At 68.0% G+C, this 19,522-nt stretch carries 18 protein-coding genes; 11 read left to right on the plus strand and 7 right to left on the minus strand.

Annotation, left to right across the window (positions count from 1 at the left end; translation table 11 throughout):
• Positions 1-3: 3 nt before the first annotated feature.
• A complete protein-coding gene (locus AC3WON_RS13355; RefSeq protein WP_492352003.1) occupies positions 4-744 on the minus strand; it encodes a DUF3348 domain-containing protein in 741 nt (246 codons plus the stop codon).
• Positions 745-860: 116 nt separating this feature from the next.
• On the opposite strand from AC3WON_RS13355, the gene AC3WON_RS13360 reads away from it, so the two are divergent.
• The 5 genes from AC3WON_RS13360 to AC3WON_RS13380 all read left to right on the plus strand — a co-directional run bounded on the left by AC3WON_RS13360 (position 861) and on the right by AC3WON_RS13380 (position 6,765).
• The gene (locus AC3WON_RS13360) at positions 861-1,469 is read left to right on the plus strand and encodes a glutathione S-transferase family protein (RefSeq protein WP_492320649.1); all 609 of its coding nucleotides are present in this window, start codon (positions 861-863) and stop codon (positions 1,467-1,469) included.
• Between the two features lie 96 nt (positions 1,470-1,565).
• A complete protein-coding gene (locus AC3WON_RS13365; protein ID WP_492352004.1) occupies positions 1,566-2,603 on the plus strand; it encodes a hypothetical protein in 1,038 nt (345 codons plus the stop codon).
• A gap of 124 nt (positions 2,604-2,727) precedes the next feature.
• Positions 2,728-3,417 carry a LuxR C-terminal-related transcriptional regulator gene (locus tag AC3WON_RS13370; RefSeq protein WP_492352005.1) on the plus strand — a complete coding sequence of 230 codons (690 nt, stop codon included), beginning with the start codon at positions 2,728-2,730 and terminating at the stop codon, positions 3,415-3,417.
• Entirely contained in the window at positions 3,414-5,210 is a 1,797-nt protein-coding gene (locus AC3WON_RS13375) for an ATP-binding response regulator (RefSeq protein WP_492320652.1), read from the plus strand. Before AC3WON_RS13370 ends, AC3WON_RS13375 begins: the two co-directional genes overlap by 4 nt.
• Positions 5,211-5,388: 178 nt before the next feature.
• Positions 5,389-6,765 carry a DUF1214 domain-containing protein gene (locus AC3WON_RS13380; RefSeq protein ID WP_492320653.1) on the plus strand — a complete coding sequence of 459 codons (1,377 nt, stop codon included), beginning with the start codon at positions 5,389-5,391 and terminating at the stop codon, positions 6,763-6,765.
• A 40-nt stretch (positions 6,766-6,805) separates the two neighbouring features.
• Here the strand turns inward: AC3WON_RS13380 and AC3WON_RS13385 are convergent, their stop codons facing one another.
• Positions 6,806-7,171, minus strand: a complete 366-nt coding sequence (locus tag AC3WON_RS13385; protein ID WP_492352006.1) for a glyoxalase superfamily protein — start codon at positions 7,169-7,171, stop codon at positions 6,806-6,808.
• A 153-nt stretch (positions 7,172-7,324) separates the two neighbouring features.
• On the opposite strand from AC3WON_RS13385, the gene AC3WON_RS13390 reads away from it, so the two are divergent.
• A complete protein-coding gene (locus AC3WON_RS13390) occupies positions 7,325-8,296 on the plus strand; it encodes an aliphatic sulfonate ABC transporter substrate-binding protein (RefSeq protein WP_492320655.1) in 972 nt (323 codons plus the stop codon).
• 83 nt (positions 8,297-8,379) lie between these two features.
• Here AC3WON_RS13390 and AC3WON_RS13395 read toward each other — a convergent pair whose 3' ends face one another.
• Positions 8,380-10,584 (minus strand): phosphocholine-specific phospholipase C, encoded by a 2,205-nt coding sequence (locus tag AC3WON_RS13395; RefSeq protein WP_492352007.1) that lies wholly within the window; start codon positions 10,582-10,584, stop codon positions 8,380-8,382.
• 47 nt (positions 10,585-10,631) lie between these two features.
• On the minus strand, positions 10,632-10,841 hold the full coding sequence (locus AC3WON_RS13400) for a hypothetical protein (RefSeq protein ID WP_492320657.1): 210 nt from the start codon (positions 10,839-10,841) through the stop codon (positions 10,632-10,634).
• Positions 10,842-11,227: 386 nt separating this feature from the next.
• On the opposite strand from AC3WON_RS13400, the gene AC3WON_RS13405 reads away from it, so the two are divergent.
• Positions 11,228-11,914, plus strand: a complete 687-nt coding sequence (locus tag AC3WON_RS13405; protein WP_492320658.1) for a GntR family transcriptional regulator — start codon at positions 11,228-11,230, stop codon at positions 11,912-11,914.
• A 25-nt stretch (positions 11,915-11,939) separates the two neighbouring features.
• Here AC3WON_RS13405 and AC3WON_RS13410 read toward each other — a convergent pair whose 3' ends face one another.
• Positions 11,940-12,917 carry a Bug family tripartite tricarboxylate transporter substrate binding protein gene (locus tag AC3WON_RS13410; protein WP_492320659.1) on the minus strand — a complete coding sequence of 326 codons (978 nt, stop codon included), beginning with the start codon at positions 12,915-12,917 and terminating at the stop codon, positions 11,940-11,942.
• Between the two features lie 55 nt (positions 12,918-12,972).
• Entirely contained in the window at positions 12,973-14,208 is a 1,236-nt protein-coding gene (locus AC3WON_RS13415; RefSeq protein WP_492320660.1) for a CaiB/BaiF CoA transferase family protein, read from the minus strand.
• 241 nt (positions 14,209-14,449) lie between these two features.
• Here AC3WON_RS13415 and AC3WON_RS13420 point away from each other — a divergent pair, with 241 nt between their 5' ends.
• The gene (locus AC3WON_RS13420) at positions 14,450-15,430 is read left to right on the plus strand and encodes a quinone oxidoreductase family protein (RefSeq protein WP_492352008.1); all 981 of its coding nucleotides are present in this window, start codon (positions 14,450-14,452) and stop codon (positions 15,428-15,430) included.
• A 77-nt stretch (positions 15,431-15,507) separates the two neighbouring features.
• Positions 15,508-16,266 carry an enoyl-CoA hydratase/isomerase family protein gene (locus AC3WON_RS13425; protein ID WP_492320662.1) on the plus strand — a complete coding sequence of 253 codons (759 nt, stop codon included), beginning with the start codon at positions 15,508-15,510 and terminating at the stop codon, positions 16,264-16,266.
• 7 nt (positions 16,267-16,273) lie between these two features.
• Here the strand turns inward: AC3WON_RS13425 and AC3WON_RS13430 are convergent, their stop codons facing one another.
• Positions 16,274-17,164, minus strand: a complete 891-nt coding sequence (locus AC3WON_RS13430; RefSeq protein WP_492320663.1) for a LysR family transcriptional regulator — start codon at positions 17,162-17,164, stop codon at positions 16,274-16,276.
• Positions 17,165-17,275: 111 nt separating this feature from the next.
• On the opposite strand from AC3WON_RS13430, the gene AC3WON_RS13435 reads away from it, so the two are divergent.
• Complete coding sequence (locus AC3WON_RS13435) at positions 17,276-18,394, plus strand: muconate/chloromuconate family cycloisomerase (protein WP_492320664.1); 1,119 nt, start codon at positions 17,276-17,278, stop codon at positions 18,392-18,394.
• A 62-nt stretch (positions 18,395-18,456) separates the two neighbouring features.
• A complete protein-coding gene (locus tag AC3WON_RS13440) occupies positions 18,457-19,452 on the plus strand; it encodes a tripartite tricarboxylate transporter substrate binding protein (protein WP_492352009.1) in 996 nt (331 codons plus the stop codon).
• Positions 19,453-19,522: the final 70 nt, after the last annotated feature.

Below are 19,522 nucleotides of genomic sequence, written 5' to 3' on the forward strand. Positions count from 1 at the left end.
TGGTTAGCTGTCTTGCAGCGCCGCCAGCAAGCCTTCAAGGGGCTGCCAGCGGATGTCGAGTTCGGCGAGCAATACGCTCTGCATATCCTTGCGGAATACCGCCAGCCACGCACCGGGCCTGGCCGTTGCGGGCTGTCCCGCGGCCTGGGCTTCGGCCAGCGCCGCGGCTTCGGCCTGGCGCAGGCGCTGGAAGTGCGGCTCCAGCATCGTCGGCAAGGCGCCCAGCAGGCTCTGTTCGCGCGCGCCCAGCACGCGCTCCATCACGGCATCGACCATGGCCAGCTTGGCCATGCCGGGTGCGTGGCCGGACAACGCGCCGCGCAGGCGCCCGCGCAGGTCGCCGATCGCGGTCTCCATGGTCTGTTGCAGCGTGAGGTAGCGCTGGCGATAGACCGCGTAGTCGACCTGCGCGTCCACGGGGTCGGGCAGCGCGGACGGCCGGGCCGGCCCGCGCCGCTTGCCGGCTAGCGTGGTGTCTTCCACGATGGCATCGGCCAGCGCGGCGCGCACGCGCGCGCATTCGCGTGCCTCAGTGCTGTCGGCAGCACGTGCGGCAGGCGGCGTTGCCGGCGCATTGGCCTTCAGCGCCGATGACAGCGCGATCGCATCCGCCCAGCCAAGCCATTGGCTCAGCTGGCTCGAGAGCGAGCTTGCAGGAGGAGGGGCATCGGCGTCAGTCAGGCGAGCCAGCAGGCGGACGAGCGTCGGGCCGCTGAAACCTGTGCGCCGGGGCACTTGTAACATTGCGCCGGATTCGAAAAATCCAGCAGTTTACACGCCCGCGCGGTGGCGCGGCCGGCTGGCGTGGTGGATGATTGGCGGGAATCCGTCCCGGACCCATCCCACCACGGAGTGAAACCATGAGACTGGTTGGCATGCTTGATTCCCCTTATGTCCGCCGCACGGCGATCTCGCTGCGCCTGCTCGGGTTGCCGTTCACGCATGAGTCGGTGTCCGTCTTCCGTGAATTCGAGCGTTTCCATGGCATCAACCCGGTGGTCAAGGCGCCATCGCTGGTCTGCGACAACGGGGTCGTGCTGATGGACTCGACGCTTATCATCGACTATGCCGAGTCGCTGGCGGGCCGCAGCCTGATGCCGGCGCAAACCGCGTCACGGCAGGCCGCGCTGCGCATCGTCGGGCTGGCGCTGGCGGCGAGCGAGAAGGTGGTGCAGAACTTCTATGAGCACAGCCAGCGGCCGGCGGGCAAGCTGCACCAGCCGTGGCTGGACCGTGTCGATGCCCAGCGCGAGAGCGCCTTTGCACTGCTGGAGGCGGAACTCGCCACGCGTCCGGTCCCGGCTGGCGAGGCGGAAACCGGCCAGGCCGAGCTGACCGCCGCGGTCAGCTGGACCTTCGCGCAGTTCATGATGCCGGGCGCGGTCGATCCGGCGCGGCATCCGGCGCTGGTCGCGCTGACCGCGGCACTTGAGCGGCTGCCCGCATTCGAGGCATTGCCCTGCGCATAGGTGGCTGCTGGCGCGCCTACCGCGGTAGGGTGCCAATCGCAGGCATTCCGATGCAACATCAGTCCCCCTGTGGAACGCGATTTCAAAGGGGAACACATGAAGACCAGACTGCATCGCCTGAAAGTCCTGAGCGCAGTCCTCTGCGTGGCCCTGGCCGCTTGCGGCGGGGGCGGTGACGACAACGGCGGCAGCGGCTCGTCGGGCGGCACTGGCAACAGCGGCAATACCAGCGGCACTGGCGGCACCGGCGGCAGCACCGCAACGCGGACGGTGATGTTCGAGGATACGCCCGTGACCGGGACCAGCGCCGAGTTCCTGACCCAGCTGAATGGCCAGGGTGCACGTGGCTTCCGTTTCGTCAGCGGCTTCTATTTCCTCGGGAACCCGGCAGGTTCCGAGCAGAAGGGGGTCTACGTCAAGGACGCGCAGACGACCTATACCTATGAACTGCCGCAGGAACCGGGCGGCGCCGATGTCCAGGCGTGGGCCACGGCGTACGAGGCCTGGCTGAACAGCCATGGCGCGCGCGGCTTCGTCTGGGGCGGGCCCTACATGGTGGGCGGCCAGATTTATGCGCTGATGCGCAAGGACAACGGGTCGTCGTCGACTTTCTCGTACAAGGTCATGGTGGTGGACACCAATGCCAGCCTGTCGGCCTTTGTCCAGAACCAGGCCAACCCGCTGGGCGCGGACGGCTACTACCTGGCGGTTCCGGCGTACCTGGGCCCGTTCGGCGTGAGCAGCACCGTGGCCATCTTCCGCAAGGACCTGCAGGGCAGCGCCCGCTATGGCTATGAGGTCCTGTCGAATCCGGCCAGCGACGGCGATGTCGTCGCCCAGATCAACACGCAGGGTGCGCGCGGCTATCGCTTCAAGGTGCCGTTCGTCAGCGGCGGCACGCAGGTCAACCTCTACGAGAAGGACCTGTCGCAGTCCAGCACCTTCCGCTTCCACGACTTCGCGTCGCAGCAGACCAGCGCGGGCTTCCTGGCCCAGGCCAACGCCGAAGGGCAGAAGGGCTCTAGCCTGATGGGCGCCTACGGGTTGCCGAGCGGCACCATCCGGGACTTCTACTTCGAACCGGCCAGCTGCACCGGCTTCCTCTGCGATACGCGCAGCCTGTTCGGCCTGTAAGCGCCAGGCGCCGGGGCTTGCCCCGGCCCCGGCGTGCCCATGTGCAGTCAAGGTAATACAATCCACCTGACCAGGCGACGAGACCAATCGACAAGTCCATACGCGCGAACCGGGGTGGGAACTCATGACAAGAAGTCAAGGCGCCGCAGAGAACAATAACGGCGCCAACATCGACGCCAGCGCGTGCCGCAACTATGCCATCGTGGTGGATGACCACCCGTTGATGGCGCGCGGCATTGCCGGCTACCTTGCGGCGCATTGCGGGTTTGACGCTGCCCTGCATGCAGCCGATGCGCGGGAATGCGCGGCGCTGACGGAACGGGAGGGATGCCCGGCGCTGCTGGTGGTGGATTTCTGGCTGCCGGACGGCACCGCGGTCGGGTTGCTGCGCGAAGCCGCGGCGCGCCTGCCCGCCTGTAAGCTGCTGGTGATGAGCGCCGACGACGATGCGCGCGTTTGCATCAAGGCGCGCGAGGCCGGCGCGCACGGCTTTATCCTGAAGAACGAGCCCCCGGAGGTGTTCGCCACCGCGGTAGCGTCGCTGCGCCAGGGCCGGCGCTGGTTCCAGCAGGCAGGGCCGCCGTCGGCGCGGCGCGAGTTGCCGCTGGAGCCCAGCGAACTGGGCCTGACGGCGCGCCAGGCCGAGGTGCTTGGCATGATGCTGCGCGGCCTGCCGAACAAGCGCATCGCCCTGACCCTGTCGGTGTCGGAGCAGACCGTCAAGGAGCACGTCACCGCGATCCTCGGCAAGCTTGGCGTGCGCAACCGGATCGAGGCCATCGCCCTGCTGCACGGGCGCAGGCTGGAATCTTGAAGAAGGCCCTCGCCCGGCTGCTTGGCTTGTCGCGCCCGGATGCGGATGCCGGCATCAGCCCGCGCGCGCGTGCGCGGCTGCTGGACATGACGTTCGGGCGCCTGGTGTTCAGCGTCAATGCGATTCCGTTCGTGGGGGTGCCTTTCGTCATCTGGCTGTATGTCCAGAAGCTGGACGGCGGCGCGCTGCTGGCCTGGACACTGGGGTATGGCGCCGCGGCGGTGTGGATGCAATTGCGCTTCCGGCGCTACAAGCAAGAGCGGGAAGACGATGACGCCCTGGTCCGGCGCTGGCTGCCGTTTGTGCAGCGCGTGGCGCTGGTGCACGGTTTCTGCCTGTCGCTGGCCGCGGTCCTGACGGCCAGCCTGGGGGGCTTTGACTTCAAGCTGCTGCTGTATATCAGCATCGCCGCCATCGTGGCGGCCAATGCCACGCACCAGACGCCGATCCTCGGTGTATTCCAGCGCTTCTTCGTTGCCTGCTGGACTTTGCAGATCGTCAACACCCCGCGCAGCTTCCCCGAGCACTGGCCGTTCGTGCTGCCGCTCGCGTTGCTGTATGCGCTGGCCATCTACCGGCACGCGCTGATCGCCAACCAGTTCTTCCGGCAGCAGGTACGGATGGAGGATGACGGCATCCGCCTGGCCGAGCGCTACCGGCTGGCCAAGGAAGAGGCCGAGAAAGCCCTGCATGCCAAGAACCTGTTTCTCACCACCGCCAGCCACGACCTGCGCCAGCCCGTGCATGCCATGGGCTTCCTGATCGAAGCCATTGCGCGGCGCAACCGCGACCCGGCCCTGATCCCGCCGCTGGACGACCTGCGGCGCAGCGTGCGCTCGGTGCACCTGATGTTCAACTCACTGCTCGATCTGTCCCGGATCGAAGGCGGCATTGCCAGCCCGCGCAATACCGCCGTGGCATTTGCGCCCTTGGTCGAAGAGGTGGCGTCGCTGTTCCGGGAAGAGGCGCGCAGCCGCGGCCTGGACCTGCGCGTGCGCCTGCCCGCAGGCGCCGCCGCGGTGCTGGCCGATCCCGCATTGCTGCGCCAGTCCTTGGTCAACCTGGTGCACAACGCGCTGCGCTATACCAAGCGCGGCGGGGTGCTGGTGTCCGCGCGGCGGCGCGGCAGCCACTGGCTGCTGGAGGTCTGGGACACCGGCGTGGGGATCGCGATCGAAGAGAAGGGGCGGGTCTACTCGCCGTTCTATCGCAACGAACATGCGTGGCGCATCGACAGCGCGGGCCATGGTCTGGGCCTTGCCGTGGTGGCGCGCTGCGCCACGCTGATGGGCGCCACCTACGGGCTGGACTCGGTGGAGCGCCGCGGCTCCAGGTTCTGGCTGCGCTTTCCCGAAGCGAAGCCGCTGGCGCCGGCGGCGATCGAGCCGGTCTACGAGCCCGATGGCCTGTCGGCCTCCACCCTGCTGCAGGGCGTCTGCCTGGTCGTCGAGGACGACCCGCTGGTGACCGCCGCGTGGACCAGCCTGATGGAGGCCTGGGGCGTGCAGGCGGCGTGCGCGGCGTCGGGGCAGGAAGCCCTGGCACTGGTCGATGCCGGCCTGCAGCCCCAGGCGATCCTGTGCGACCAGCGCCTGCGCTCCGGCGAGAGCGGCTTCGAGGTGCTCAAGGCGCTGTTCGAACGCTGCCCGGACGCAAGCGGCGCCATGGTCAGCGGCGAGTTCGATTCCGAGGCGCTCCAGCAGGCCGAGCGCGAAGGCTACCTGGTCCTGCACAAGCCACTGGAGCCGTCGCAGCTGCATGCCCTGTTGTTCCAATGGCTTTGTGCTGCCTGACAGCATGGATTGGTGGGTCTGCCTGCGGCGGTGGTCCCACTCAGGCATTTCCGGGGCGAAAGAAGTGTCCGGATCGATTTTATTCAGATCACCTGAAGAATTTATTTAGTTCACTTTTTTCGACCTCTCAGCGACAGTCTAGCGACCGCAAATCGCGATACTGGAAAGAGAGGGCCCCATGTCTATCTCAAACCGCGCTGTCGCTGCCTCCATGCTGGCCGTTTCCATGTTGGCGGGCCTCGCCGGATGCCATAGCCCGTCGGCCGCGGCGTTGGCTGCGGCGTCGGCTGTCTCGTCGGGCTCCGCGACGGCCGCGGTGTCGGAACAGGACATCAACGATGCCTACGTCTACCTGCTGGGCCGGCTGCTTGTCCTGCGCCAGCAGCAAATCGACTTCCGGAAGGAAGGTTTCCAGTGGAACCGGATCATTCATCGCGACGTCGGCGGTGTGTCGTGGGCCAACCCCAACCTGGATGTCGCCTACAGCGAGGCCTGGGTTGCGGTCGACGAAAAGACCTGCACGGTCTTCAGCGTGCCGGCCATCAAGGGGCGCTACTACACCATTCAGTTCCTGAACGGCTGGGGCGAAACCGTCGCCAATATCAACGAACGCACCTATCCGGACCATCCAGGCGGCGAATTCGCGATGTGCCTGAAGGGTGCCAGTGCGGCACTTTCGCCCAATGCCAGGCGCATCGACCTGCCGGGCAAGACCGCACGGGTGCTGGCCCGGGTGGAAATCGGCGCAGACAAGAAGCAGGCCATTGCCCTGCAGCATCAGATCACGACACGGATCACTGGCACGGCGACGATTGCCCCGGTACCTGCCACGCCCGCCTTCAGCAATGACAAGCTCCCCGGCGTTGAAGCCTTTGACTCGGCAGCCGTTGCGCTTGGCTCGGAGCCGGACATCAATCCGGGCATGGAGCCCATCCAGGCCAAGGTGCGCGCGGTGAGTGCCGCGGTGGCCAGCAGCCCCGCCGAACGCGCGCGGGTGGACAAGGTCATCCGCGAGAAGACGCTGCCGGCGTTCTTACAGTCGTTCTCCACCGCAGGTACCATCAGGAACGGCTGGAACCGGCCCGCTACCATCGGCAAGTACGGCAGCGACTACCACACCCGCACCCGCATCAACCTGGGCGGGATCTGGGCCAACAGCACCGATGAGGTCGTCTATTTCAAGACGGATGCAGACGGGACCGGCACCAAGCTCGACGGCGGCAATACCTACACCATCACCTTCCCGAAGGACGAGCTGCCCGCCCGCCACGTCAAATACTTCTGGTCGGTGATTGCGGTAGATGCCAAAAACTTCCGCGTGATCCCGAATGCGAAGAACCGGTTCCTGATCAACAAGCAGTCCAGGCTGAGCTATGGCGAGGACGGTTCGCTGACGCTGTACTTCGCGCCTGCCAGGCCGAAGGATGCGCCTGACGGCAACTGGCTGCCCACGCCCAAGGGAAAGAACTACCACCTGACGTTCCGGCTCTATGGGGCGGACCAGCCGGTCCTGTCCGGGGAGTGGTTCCCGGCGCCGCTGGTCAAGCGTAACTGAGCGGGCCGGTCTTGGCAGGAAGGCGCCTGCCAGTGCTGACCTAATCCTCCGCCACCTCGCAAAACCGCAGCCGGTTCCCGAACGGATCGGCCACCTGCAGCATCCGCCCCCAGCCCACATCCTCCACACCGGGCCTCGCGTACGGATAGTCCTTGGCCGACAGCTCCCGCTGCAGCGCATCGATATCCTCCACCGTCACGAATACCGCCGATCCGGGCGTGGCGTCGCCATGGTGCTCGCTCAGGTGCAGCGTCAGGCCGCTGCGCCTGACCTGCGCGTACAGCGGAAGTCCCTCTTCATACCGATGCTCCCAGTCGAGCGTGAAGCCGAGGAAGTCGAGGTAGAACTCCTTGGCCTTGTCGACCGAGAAGATCCGGAGGATGGGGATGCCGGCAGACAGGCTCATGGTTCCGTTCGGTAGTTGCGCAGGAATGCCGGATGATAACGCCGGCCCGCGGTGATCCGCGCGGCCGGCGCATAAGCATCCGCGACAATCTTCGTTGGCTTTGTGCGGGCCCGTGTCTAAGCTGGCGCTCCAGTGAAATCCCGGAACACCGCTATGAACCCGACCCATGACTCACGCCGCCGCCTGCTTCTGACGGCAGCGGGCGCCGCGGCTGCCGCCAGTGTGCTGCCAGGCGTCAGCTGGGGGCAAGGACAGACCGCGCTGCGCATCGGCTACCAGAAGTCCTCCACGCTGATGATCCTGCTGAAGTCGCGGCAGACGCTGGAGAAGGCGCTGGCGCCCAAGGGGGTGACGGTGCAGTGGTACGAATTCACCTCGGGCTTGCCGCTGCTTGAAGCGCTGAACCTCGGCAATATCGACCTGAGCGCCGACGTGGCCGATGCGGTGCCGCCGTTTGCGCTGGCCGCGGGTGCCGCGCTGACCTACTACGCCAGCGAGACGCCTTCGCCGCAGGCACAGGCCATTGTCGTGCGTGGCGACTCGCCGATCCGTGAGGTGGCGCAGCTCAAGGGGCAGCGGGTGGCATTTGCCAAGGGCGCAGGCGCGCACTACCTGGTGCTGGAAGCGCTGGCGCGCGCGGGTCTGTCGATCCGCGATATCGAACCGGCATACCTGAGCCCGGCCGACGCCCGCGCGGCGTTCGAGCGCGGCAGCGTGGCGGCATGGGTGATCTGGGACCCGTTCCTGGCCGCGGTGCAGCGCCAGGCCAATGCGCGTGTGCTGCGCGATGGCGAGGGGCTGGCCAGCTATCGGCGCTTCTACCTGGCGGCGACGCCGTTCGCGCGCGCGCATGCCGAGGTGCTCGAGGTGGTGTTCGATGCGTTGCGCGACGCGGGCGACTGGGTCAAGCGCAATCCGGCCGAGGCAGCGCGCTGGCACGCGCCGCTGATCGGCCTGGATGCGGCCACCGTGGAAGCCGCGAACGCGCGGCGCAGCTATGCGGTGCGCACGGTCGACGCCGCCGCGCTGGCCGAGCAGCAGCGCATCGCCGATGCCTTCACCGCGCAGCAGATCCTGCCGCGCAAGGTAGCGATCTCGGCGTCGCCGGTCTGGCGCAAGGCGTAGCCGGCAGGGCGCCGGCCACGCTTACGCGACTTGCGTCGCACAATCTGCCCCTGGGCTCAACGCGAGCCCCGGGGCGTGCCGCATCAAACCACTCCCATCTCCGGATCGCTGACCGCGTCCTCGCCGGTCTCCATCCGCCCCGCAAAGCGCCGCGCGAACGACGGACTGGCCTCGCAGGTCACGACGAAGTCGTACCAGTTGCCGCTGTCGGCCACCGGCCATTCCAGCATTTCCACCTTGCCGCGCTTCACGGTTTGCGTCCACGGGCCGTCGTCGCGGTAGGCCAGTGCCGTGACGGTGAAGGTCACGTCGGGGTCGCTGTCGTTATGCAGCTTCACCTGGATCGTGGGCTTCTTGCACGGGTTGTAGCAGACCTGGATTTCGGTGGACGTGGTCACCGCTTCGTTGATGTCGCCGGAGAAGGCGCGGTGATAGCCGTTGGGCCCGAGCACCCACAGGTCGTACTTGCCGCCGTCGGCATTGATGTCCCACGCATCGTCCAGCGTCTTGCCGGCTTCGACCACGTAGCGGCGCGGAATGCGGTCGAGGTGCAGCTTGTCATAGACGTGGAACAGCGCGCCGGCCTGGTTGGTGCTGGCGTTGGCGAACAGCAGGCGGACTGCCCTGGATGCGGCGTCGACGCGTGCACTGGTGTGCAGTTCATATGGCAGCTTGCGCGACGGACGCGTGCCGGTGTCCTGCTCCGGCAGCGCGGGCGTGGCCGGCACCGGGATCGCCGGCTGGGTCTGCTGCCAGGCGGTCAGGCTGGTGGCGTCGGCACGGGTGGTGCGCCCCGCCAGCGTGGGCAGGGTCTCGGTGTTGGGCGTGGCGAAGTTGAAGGCGCTGGTCAGGTCGCCGCAGATGGCACGACGGTAGGCGCTGATCTGCGGCTCCATCACGCCGAAGCGCGCCTCCAGGAAGCGCAGCACCGAGGTGTGGTCGAACACTTCAGAGTTGACCCAGCCGCCGCGGCTCCACGGCGACACCACCCACATCGGCACGCGCGGGCCGGGGCCGAAGGGCTTGCCGTCCTGCGGCGGCTGCTTGGCCGTGGCGGGCTGGAAGTTGAAGTACTCGTAGGCCATCTGCGCGTCGTCGAGGGTCGACTTGCCGGCCAGCGTGCCGTCCAGGTTGCGCGACGGCGCGGTCGGCGGCGGGCTATGGTCGAAGAAGCCGTCGTTCTCGTCGAAGTTGATCAGCAGCACGGTCTTGCTCCAGACCTCGGGCGATGCCGTCAGCGCGTCCAGGATGGCCTGCACGTACCAGCCGCCCTTGGCCGGGCTGGACGGGCCGGGGTGCTCGCTGAACTCGGCCGGCGGGATGATCCACGACACCTCGGGCAGCTTGCCGTTGAGCACGTCGTCGCGCAGCGACTGCAGGAAGCCGCCGTCGGGCATGGTGTTGCAGAAGCCCTTGGCCAGCGGGCTGTACTGGTCGTCGATGTCCGGGTTGTAGGGCGGGTTGACGCCGGTGCCGGCGGTGTTGGAGAGCTTGCGCCCGACGGGCATCTTCTCCATCTCGGCGCGCCAGTGCCGGAAACTCATCATCTGGTTGCAGCCATAGTTGTCCGGCACGTTCTGGTAGACCTTCCAGCCCACGCCCGCGGCCTGCAGGCGGTCGGCGTAGGTCTTCCAGGTCCAGCCTTCGGTGGAGGGACCAACATCGGCGCCCGCGTTGAACTCATTGATCATCACCGCGACGTTGTCGCCGGTGGGACCGTTGCTGCCGGTCCAGTAGAACAGGCGGTTGGGGATGGTGCCGGTGTGCATCGCGCAGTGGTAGGCATCGCACAGCGTGAAGGCGTCGGCCAGCGCGCGCTGGAACGGGATCTCGGCGTCATCGTAGTAGCCCATCGACAGCGCCTTCTTGGCCACCGGCCAGCGGTCCATGCGGCCGTGGTCCCACGCGGCCTGCGCATCGGGCCAGGTGTGCGGCGTGCCGCCGGCGCGCTGCGCGTTGCCCAGGGTTTCGTCCAGGTGGTAGGGCGTCAGGAGATTGCCGTTGGCATCGGTCTGGTAGAACGCGTTCTTGCCATTGGGCAACGGGATCGCGAAGCGGTCACCGTAGCCGCGCACGCCCTTGAAGGTGCCGAAGTAATTGTCGAACGAGCGGTTCTCCAGCATCACCATCACGACGTGCTTGACGTCCTGGATGGTGCCGGTGGCGTTGTTGGCCTCGATCGCGAGCGCGCGGCGGATGCTGGGCGGAAAGCTGGCCAGCACCGCGGCGGCGGCGCCGGTGCCGAGGCTGGTCTTCAGGAACTGTCTTTTTGACGGGTTGAAGGTCATGGCTGTGGCTGGGTCGGTCTGTCGCTCGATCGAAAAAGGGGCCCGCTTCACGGGGCGCAACGCGTGGAGCAGGCGCCGGGCTGGTCAGGTTTGCCGGCGTTTTCCGGTTGGTTGCCGTTGGCGGCGGTGGGCTGCAGGGTGCCGCCGCTCGCGCCCGGCGAGTCGCCGCCGCCGCAGGCGGCAAGCATCAGTGCGAGGGTGATGGTGCCGGCCGCCAGCCATGGGCGGGTGGGACGCAACAGCAATGAGGGTCTCATTTGGTGCATTGCCTTGTAGTCGTTGAGGGGGATAACGATTGCCGAGCCCATGCGCCGACATCAGATGCAGGCGCATGGACTTCCGCAGCGCGGACGACAAGTGCGGGGAACTGGCCGGTTCGGGTGCGGTTGGCCTTGGCTTGTCGCGACAGCGGGCGATTGTTGATTGGTCAAATGTCAGATGTTTGACATCAAACACATTTGGCGATTTGGTTTTGTAACCAAAAGTGTCGCACTGGCAGAGTTGCCATTGCTGGCTGGCCCCGCCCACTCTTAGTCAAGCTGGCGTGCCGTGAGGCCACATCGTGTGCACACAACAGGCATCAATGAATACGCAGGGCAGGGTAGAATCACGCCATCCCCGTCCTCCGCACGCGCCGCAGTCCATGTCTGAAGAAAAGAAGAGCCTGTCCGAAACCATCCGCGCCGCGATCGAGCAGGAGATTCTTTCTGGAAAGCTTCCCAGCGGCACCCAGCTGGAAGAGCAGCAACTGCTGGCGCGCTTCGGCGTGTCCCGCACGCCGGTGCGTGAGGCCCTGATCCAGCTTGAGTCGGCCGGCCTGGTGGACCTGGTCCCGCGCCAGGGCGCGATCGTATCGTCGATCACCCTGCGCGAGTACGCGGCGATGAACGAGATCCTGGTGCAGTTGGAGGCGCTGGCGGCGCGGCTGGCGGCGCGCCGTATCTCGGCGGCTCAGCGCACGGCGATGCAGGCCGCGTTCGAAGACTGCCGCGCGGCCGCGGAGCGTGCCGATTCCGACCGCTACCGCGAAGCCAACGATGCCTTCCATGACGTCATCTACGCGGCCTGCTGCAATGACATCCTGTCGCGGCAGATCCGCACCATGCGCGCGCGCATGCGCGGCATGCGCGACCTGCGCTTCGAGAAGCCCGCCCGCATCCTGGCCTCGCTGGCCGAGCATGAGGCGGTGATGAGCGCCATCGTGCGCGGCAACGAGGACGATGCCGCGGCCGCGATGGTCCGGCATATCGCCACCGGGGGCGACGTCTACGCGGACATGATCGCTTCCATGCCCGGCGACGAGGCCGGCGGCAAGCGCGGCCGGCGCTAGTCAATGACCGCGGGGGCAGGCAGGCTCAGTCCAGCTTGACGCCGGCCTGCTCGATCCGCGTCACGGCCGACTTGCCGTCAGCCGCGGCCCATTTGCCGAACTCCGCTGGCGACGCCGAGGTGGAGACCTCGCTGCCATTGGAAGCGAGCTTCGCGCGCAACTGCGGATCAGCCATCACCTTGGCGGTGGCGGCAAAGAGCTTGTCGCGGATGCCGTCGGGCAGCCCGGCCGGCCCGTACAGCCCGAACCAGAAGGTGAAATCAAAGCCCGGCAACCCCATCTCCGCCAGCGCCGGCAGGCCTGGCGCGACCGCCGATGGCTTGGGCGTGGTCACGCCGATCATTTTCACCACACCCTGCGTGCCCATCGGCAACACCGACGCCGCCGTGCCAAACGACAACTCCACCTCGCCCGCGGCAACGGCCTGCAGCGACGGTGCGCCGCCCTTGTAGGGCACGTGCGTCATCTTGACTCCGGTGGCCTTCTCGAACTGCAGCCCGGCGATATGCGGCGAGCCGCCGATGCCGGACGACGAGTAGTTGAACTTGCCCGGCTGCGCACGCGCCTTGGCCACCAGGGTCTTGACGTCGTTGACGTTCAGGTTCTTGTTGACGGCCAGGATCAGCGGCGACACGGTCAGCCGCGTCACCGGGGTGAAGTCGGTCGCCTTGTAGCGGGCCTTGTAGAGCTGCTGGTCGATGCCATACAGCGTGGCCGTGGCCAGGCCCAGGGTGTAGCCGTCGGGGGCCGCCTGCGCCAGTGCCGCGGAAGCCAGCGTGCTGCCGGCGCCGGGCTTGTTGTCCACCAGCACGGTCTGGCCAAGCTCCTTCGACAAGGCCTCGCCGAACACGCGCGCGACATAGTCGGCCGCGCCCGCCGGCGTGTAGCCCACCAGCAGCCGGATCGGCCGGGTCGGGTAGTCCTGCGCAGCGGCCATGCCGGGCAACGCAGCCAGGGTGGCAAGAGCGGTGCCGATCGCGGCGCGCCCGAGGGTGTGTTTCATTGCTGTCTCCTTTTGTGTTCTCGTTGTCGCTATCGCGTGTCCTGGCCGCTGGCGCTCAGGACGCCACCTTGGCTTCGCGCAGGGCCGCGACGCCGGCTTCGTCATAGCCAAGCCCGCGCAGGATCTCGTCGGTGTGCTCGCCGGGATCGGGTGCGGCGCGGGCAAAGCGCTCGGGGTGCGGCGCGGCCGACAGGTTGATCGGCGAACGCAGCAGTTCCAGTGGCCCCAGCGCCGGGTGCTCGGCGGGCCGGGTCATGCGCAGGTGGCGCACCTGCGCATCCTCGAAGGCCTGGCCGATATCGAACACCGGCCCGCACGGCACGCCGGCGGCATTCAGGCGCGAAGTCAGTTCGGCCGCGGTGAAAGCAGCGGTGCACTGGTTGATGGCCTGGTCCAGCCGGTGGCGGTCGGCGGCACGGCCCGCGGCGGTCTGGAACGCGGGGTCTTCCAGCAGCCAGACGGCCTCGACGGTGCGGCAGAAGTTGGCCCACATGCGGTCAGTGCTGGCGGCGATATTGACCACGCCGTCGCGGCAGCGGTAGGTGCCCATCGGCACCAGCGTCGGGTGCGCATTGCCCTGCTGGCTCGGCACTTCGCCGTCGACGGTGTAGCGCGTGGCCTGGAAGTCCAGCTTGTTGAGCATGCCCTCGATCAGCGAGGTATGGACCCATTGGCCGCGGCCGGTGCGCGCGCGGTGCAGCAGCGCCAGCAGGATGCCCTGGCCCAGGAACATGCCCGCGGTGGTGTCGGAGATGGCAATGCCCACGCGCAGCGGGCCTTTGCCGGGCTCGCCGGTGACCGAACTCAGCCCCGACATGCCCTGCACGATCTGGTCCAGTCCCGGGCGCTCGCAATAGGGCCCGTCCTGGCCGAAGCCCGAGATGCTGGCCAGGATCACGCGCGGATTGATCGCGCTCAGGCGCTCATAGCTCAGCCCCAGCCGTTCCTTGACCACCGAGCGGAAGTTCTCCACCACCACGTCCGACCGGCGCACCAGGCGCGCCAGCACCTCGGCGCCCTGCGGCGTCTTCAGGTCCAGGCACAGGCTGCGCTTGTTGCGATGCAGGTTCTGCTCGTCCGAGCCGCGCCGCCGCCCGGTGACGGAACCGCGGTCCTGCGGCGGGGGCGGCTCCACGCGGATCACGTCGGCGCCCCAGTCCGACAGCAGGCGCACCGCCGCCGGGCCGGCGCGGGCGATGGACAGGTCCAGCACGGTGATGCCGGACAGCGGCAGGTCCGCGGGGGGGGCGTGAGGCCCGGCGGCTTCAGTGCCGGGAGGCAAAGACGTCATGGCAGTTCCTTGGCGATGGATTGTGCAAGTATACAAATAACAATCATAAAAATACGTATACGGAGTTTCCACGATGCGGAGTGCTGCGGGAAGGCGTAGGCTGCGAGGGCATTCATGCGGATTTGCGTCACCTGGATCCCATGGAAATGCCATTCGAGTCATATGGAATAGCGCGATCGGCGGCCAGGCGGCCGGGTCCAATCACCCTGTGTCCGACCGACGCCCGAATTTGAGGATTTGTATGCTGACAGATACCGTCTGTATTAACAGGGTGGGCGGACCTGAGGTGCTGGAGTCCTGCCAGGTCACCGTACCGCCGCCCGGTCCTGGCGAACTGCAGCTGCGCCAGTCGGCCATCGGCCTGAATTTCGCGGACATCTACCAGCGCAAGGGCGCGCATGGCCCGCACACCGCGGCGCCGTTCCCGGTCACGCTGGGCTCGGTTGGCGCCGGCGAGGTGACCGCGGTTGGTCCTGATGTAGAAGGGTTCGAGGTCGGCCAGCGCGTCGCCTGCATGCATCCCGGCGCCTACCAGGTGACGCGCAACGTGCCAGCGGGCCGGGTCGTGCCTTTGCCGCACGCAATCCCGGAAGAGGTGGCCGGCGCCACGCTGCTGCGCGGGCTGACTGCCGAGTACCTGCTGCGCCGGCTCTACGCAGTGCAGCCGGGCGACGCCGTGCTGGTGCACGCCGCGGCCGGGGGCATGGGCGTGCTGCTGTCGCAGTGGGCGCGCGCACTCGGCGCGACCGTGATCGGCACCGTGGGCAGCGAGGCCAAGCGCGCGGTGGCGCTGGCACATGGCTGCCACCATGTCATCAATTACCGCGAGGCGGACTTCGTGGCCGAAGTGCAGGCGCTGACCGGCGGCGAGGGCGTGGCGGTGGTCTACGACGCCGTCGGCAAGAACGTGTTCGTGCCGTCGCTGCAATGCCTGCGGCCGTGCGGCATGGCGATCAACTACGGCACCGCGTCGGGCGACGTGGAGGCCTTCGACCTGCAGCTGCTGCACGCGCGCTCGCTGATCGTGTCGCGGCCGACGCTGCGCACCTACATTGCGAGCCCGCAGGCGCTGGCCAATGCCGCGGCCACACTGTTCGCCGCGGTCGCTGCCGGGCAGCTGCGCCTGGAGGTCAACCACCGTTACCCGCTGGCCGCCGTGCGCGACGCGCACCGCGACCTGGAGGGCCGGGCCACCACGGGCTCGGCCGTGCTGATTCCCTGAACCCCGGCGAGCACAAGATGAATCGCCGTCGCGCCCCGCAGGCCGGTGCCCAATGATCCCTACCTGGAGTTTTCCCGATGCACACTGATGGTTCCCTTCCTTCGCTCGACATTGCCGGTCATGTCGCCACGATCACGCTGCGCCGCCCGGCGGTGGCCAACCGCCTCGGGCCGGATGACCTGGCCGAGCTGCAACGGCATGTCGATGCCGTGAACGACAGCGACGTGCGCGTGCTGCGCCTGCGCGGCGCCGGCAAGTACTTCTGCAGCGGCTTCGATATCGGCAGGCTCGCGGCCGGGCAGCGCGGCGCCGGCTTCGAGACCCTGGTCAACGCGGTGGAAGACTGCCGTGCGGTGACCATTGCCGAGATCCACGGCGGCGTCTACGGCGGCGGCACGGACCTGGCGCTGGCGTGCGATTTCCGGCTCGGCACCGCCGCGGCGGACATGTTCATGCCCGCGGCGCGGCTGGGGCTGCATTTCTACCAGCGCGGCATGGAGCGCTATATCAGCCGGCTGGGCCTGAACCACGCCAAGCACCTGTTCCTGACCGCCGAGCGCATCGACGCCGACGAGATGTTCCGCCGCGGTTTCCTGACCGAGCTGCTGCCGGCGGAGCGCCTGCGCGAGCGCGCCGACCAGCTCAGCGACACCGTGGCCGGGCTGGCGCCGCTGGCGGTGCAAGGCATGAAGCGGCACCTGAACGCGATCGGGCGCGGCGCGCTGGATGCCGAGGCGCTGGCCGCCGACATCAGCCGGGCCACGCAGTCGCAGGACATCCGCGAAGGCGCGCTGGCCTGGAAGGAAAAGCGCAAGCCGCAGTTCACCGGCACCTGATGTAGGCCTACTGCGCCTGCCGCATCACCCATTCCACCGCCCGCGCCAGGAACGGTGACGTGTCGCCTTCGCGATAGCTCATGATCACCGGCGAGACGAAGCCCGGCGCGTCGATCGGGCAGTAGCGCACGTCGTCGCGATGCAGGCGCTGGATCGATGCCGGCACCAGGGTGATGCCGATGCCGGCCGCCACCAGCCCCAGCGCGGTCTGCAGCTCGTTGGCCTCCTGCGCCACACGCAACTGCAGGCCCTGCGCGCGGAACAGCGACAGCAGGTGGTCGGCATAGCTGGGCCGCGGCCGGGCCGGGTAAAGAATGAACGGCTGCGCCGCCAGCGCCTGTGGCGTCAGCGCCTTGCGGCGCGGCGCGGGCAGGCGTGCCGGCAGCGCGGCCACCAGGGGTTCGGCCATCACCACCTGCTGGCGGATGGCGGGGTCGTTCAGCGCGATGCGCCCAAAGCCCAGGTCGATGCGGCCGGCCTTGAGCGCCTCGATCTGCTCGACGGTGATCATCTCGGCCAGTCCCACCTCTACCTGCTGGTCGTGCCGGTCTGATTCGCGCAGCTCGCGGATCAGTTCCGGCAGCACGCCATACAGCACTGACGGCACGAAGCCGATGCCGAACCAGCGCTTGTCCTGCCGCCCGATGCGGCGCGTGCCTTCGATGGTCTCTTCCAGCCGCTGCGTCAGCTGCGTGGTCTGCTCCAGCAGGAAGCGGCCCGCTTCGGTCAGGCGCAGCCCGCGGCCGACGCGGTCGAACAGCGCCACGCCCACTTCATCTTCCAGCTGGCGGATCTGGCGCGACAGCGGCGGCTGTGCCATATGCAGCCGCTCGGCGGCGCGGGTGACGTTCAGTTCCTGGGCCACGACCTGGAAATAACGCAGGTGCCGGAGTTCCATTGCTGTCCTGTTTCCATACCTGCAAGGTATCGATCGAGACATCATCGGTCTTGGACGCAGGCAAAGTCAAGCCGCATACTTGGCCCCAATATCCATTTGCATCGACAAGGTATGACCACGACTATCACTTCGGTGGAGGCCATCCTGGTGGACCTGCCCACCATCCGGGCACACCAGCTGGCCATGGCCACCATGCAGCAGCAGACCCTGGTGATCGTGCGGCTGCGCTGCAGCGACGGCGTGGAGGGCATCGGCGAGGCCACCACCATCGGCGGCCTGTCCTATGGCGACGAAAGCCCGGAAGGCATCAAGCTGACCATCGACACCTACCTGGCCCCTGCGCTGGCCGGCCAGGATGCCACCAACGTGCATGGCGCGATGGCGCGCCTGGGCAAGGTCGCGCGCGGCAACCGCTTCGCCAAGTCAGCGCTGGAGACCGCCTTGCTGGATGCGCAGGGCAAGCGCCTGGGCGTGCCGCTGGCCACGCTGCTGGGGGGCGCGGTGCGCTCGACCCTGCCGGTGCTGTGGACGCTTGCCAGCGGCGACACCGCCCGCGACATCGCGGAGGCCGAGCAACTGCTGGCCGAGCGCCGCCACCATACCTTCAAGCTGAAGATCGGCCGGCGCAGCGTGCGCGACGACGTGGCCCACGTGGCCGCGATCAAGCGCGCGCTGGGCGAGCGGGCGCGCGTCACCGTCGACGTCAACCAGGCCTGGAACGAGGCCGACGCCGCCACCGGCATCGCCATGCTGGAAGCCGCCGGCATCGACCTGATCGAGCAGCCGACTCCGCGTGAGCAGCGCATGGCGCTGGCGCGTCTGGCAGCGCGCTTCGTGGTGCCGATCATGGCCGATGAAGCGGTGTGCGGCCCGGAAGACGCGATGGAGCTGGCGCGCATCGGCGGCGCCGACGTGTTCGCGCTGAAGATCGCCAAGGCCGGCGGCATCTTCGGCATGCTGCGCACCGCCGCGGTGGGCGACGCCGCCGGCATCGCGCTGTACGGCGGCACCATGCTGGAGGGCAGCGTCGGCACCATCGCCGCGGCGCATGGCTTCTGCACGCTGCCGCATCTGGCCTGGGGCACTGAGCTGTTCGGACCGCTGCTGCTCAAGGACGATATCGTGCAGCAGCGCCCCGAGTACCGCGACTTCAGCCTGCACCTGCCTGAAGGCCCCGGCCTGGGGCTGGCGCTGGACGAAGACAAGCTGGCGCACTACCGGCGCGGCTGAACTGGCAGGCCGCGCCCCCCGCATGGCACACCGGTGCCTGCACGCATCAAGTGAGGAGACCAATGAAGACGTTATTCCAGCGGCTGGCAAGCACCAGCCGCGCAGGGGCGCTGGCACTGGCTGCCGGCCTGTCGTTCGCAGCGCCGGCCGCGCACGCGGCCTATCCCGACCATCCGATCCGCTGGATCGTGCCGTTCCCCGCGGGCGGTGCCATGGACAACATCGCCCGCACGCTGGGCGAAGACATGTCGCGCACGCTGGGCCAGGCCATCGTGGTCGAGAACCGGCCGGGCGCCGGCGGCAATATCGGCGCCGAACTGGTGGCGCGCGCGCCCGCCGACGGCTACACGCTGATCATCGTCGCCAACGGCATGGCCGTGAACCCGGCGCTGTACGGCCGGCTGAGCTACGACCCGGTCAAGGACTTCGCGCCGGTGTCGCTGCTGGCGGTGGTGCCCAACGTGCTGGTGGCCAGCAAGGCGCGGCGCCAGGAAAGCACCGTCAAGGATGTGGTGGCGCACGCCAAGGCGGCGCCGGGCGAGTACACCTATGCCTCCGCCGGCAACGGCACCTCGATCCACCTGGCGGGCGAGCTGTTCACCTCGATGGCCGGCGTCGACATGCTGCATATCCCCTACAAGGGCAGCGGCCCGGCCATGACGGATCTGCTGGGCGGCCAGGTCGACTACATGTTCGACAGCATCACCTCGGCCAGGCCGCATATCGAATCGGGCAAGCTGACGGCGATCGCGGTCACCACCAGCAAGCGCTCCAGTGCGCTGCCCAACGTGCCGACGGTAGCGGAAGCCGGCCTGCCGGGCTATGAGCTGTCGCCGTGGTTTGCCGCCTTCGTGCCGGCGAAGACGCCGCAGCCGGTCATCGACGCGCTCAACCGCGCTATGCTCGAGGCTTTGGGGAAGCCGGCCGTGCAGAAGCGGCTGGCGCTGATCGGCGCCGAGCCGATCGGCAGTTCACCGGCGGTGCTGCGCGAGCACCTGGCGAAGGAAACCGATAAGTGGGGTGTGCTGATCCGCCAGCGGGGTATCCGGGCGGATTGAGCGGCCCGGCCCAGCGCGGCCGGTTGGGGTAGTCCCCGGGCAATGTCATTGCCCACCCCCGTTTCCCTTG

The sequence above is a fragment of the Cupriavidus sp. FW305-46 genome, from assembly GCF_058787075.1.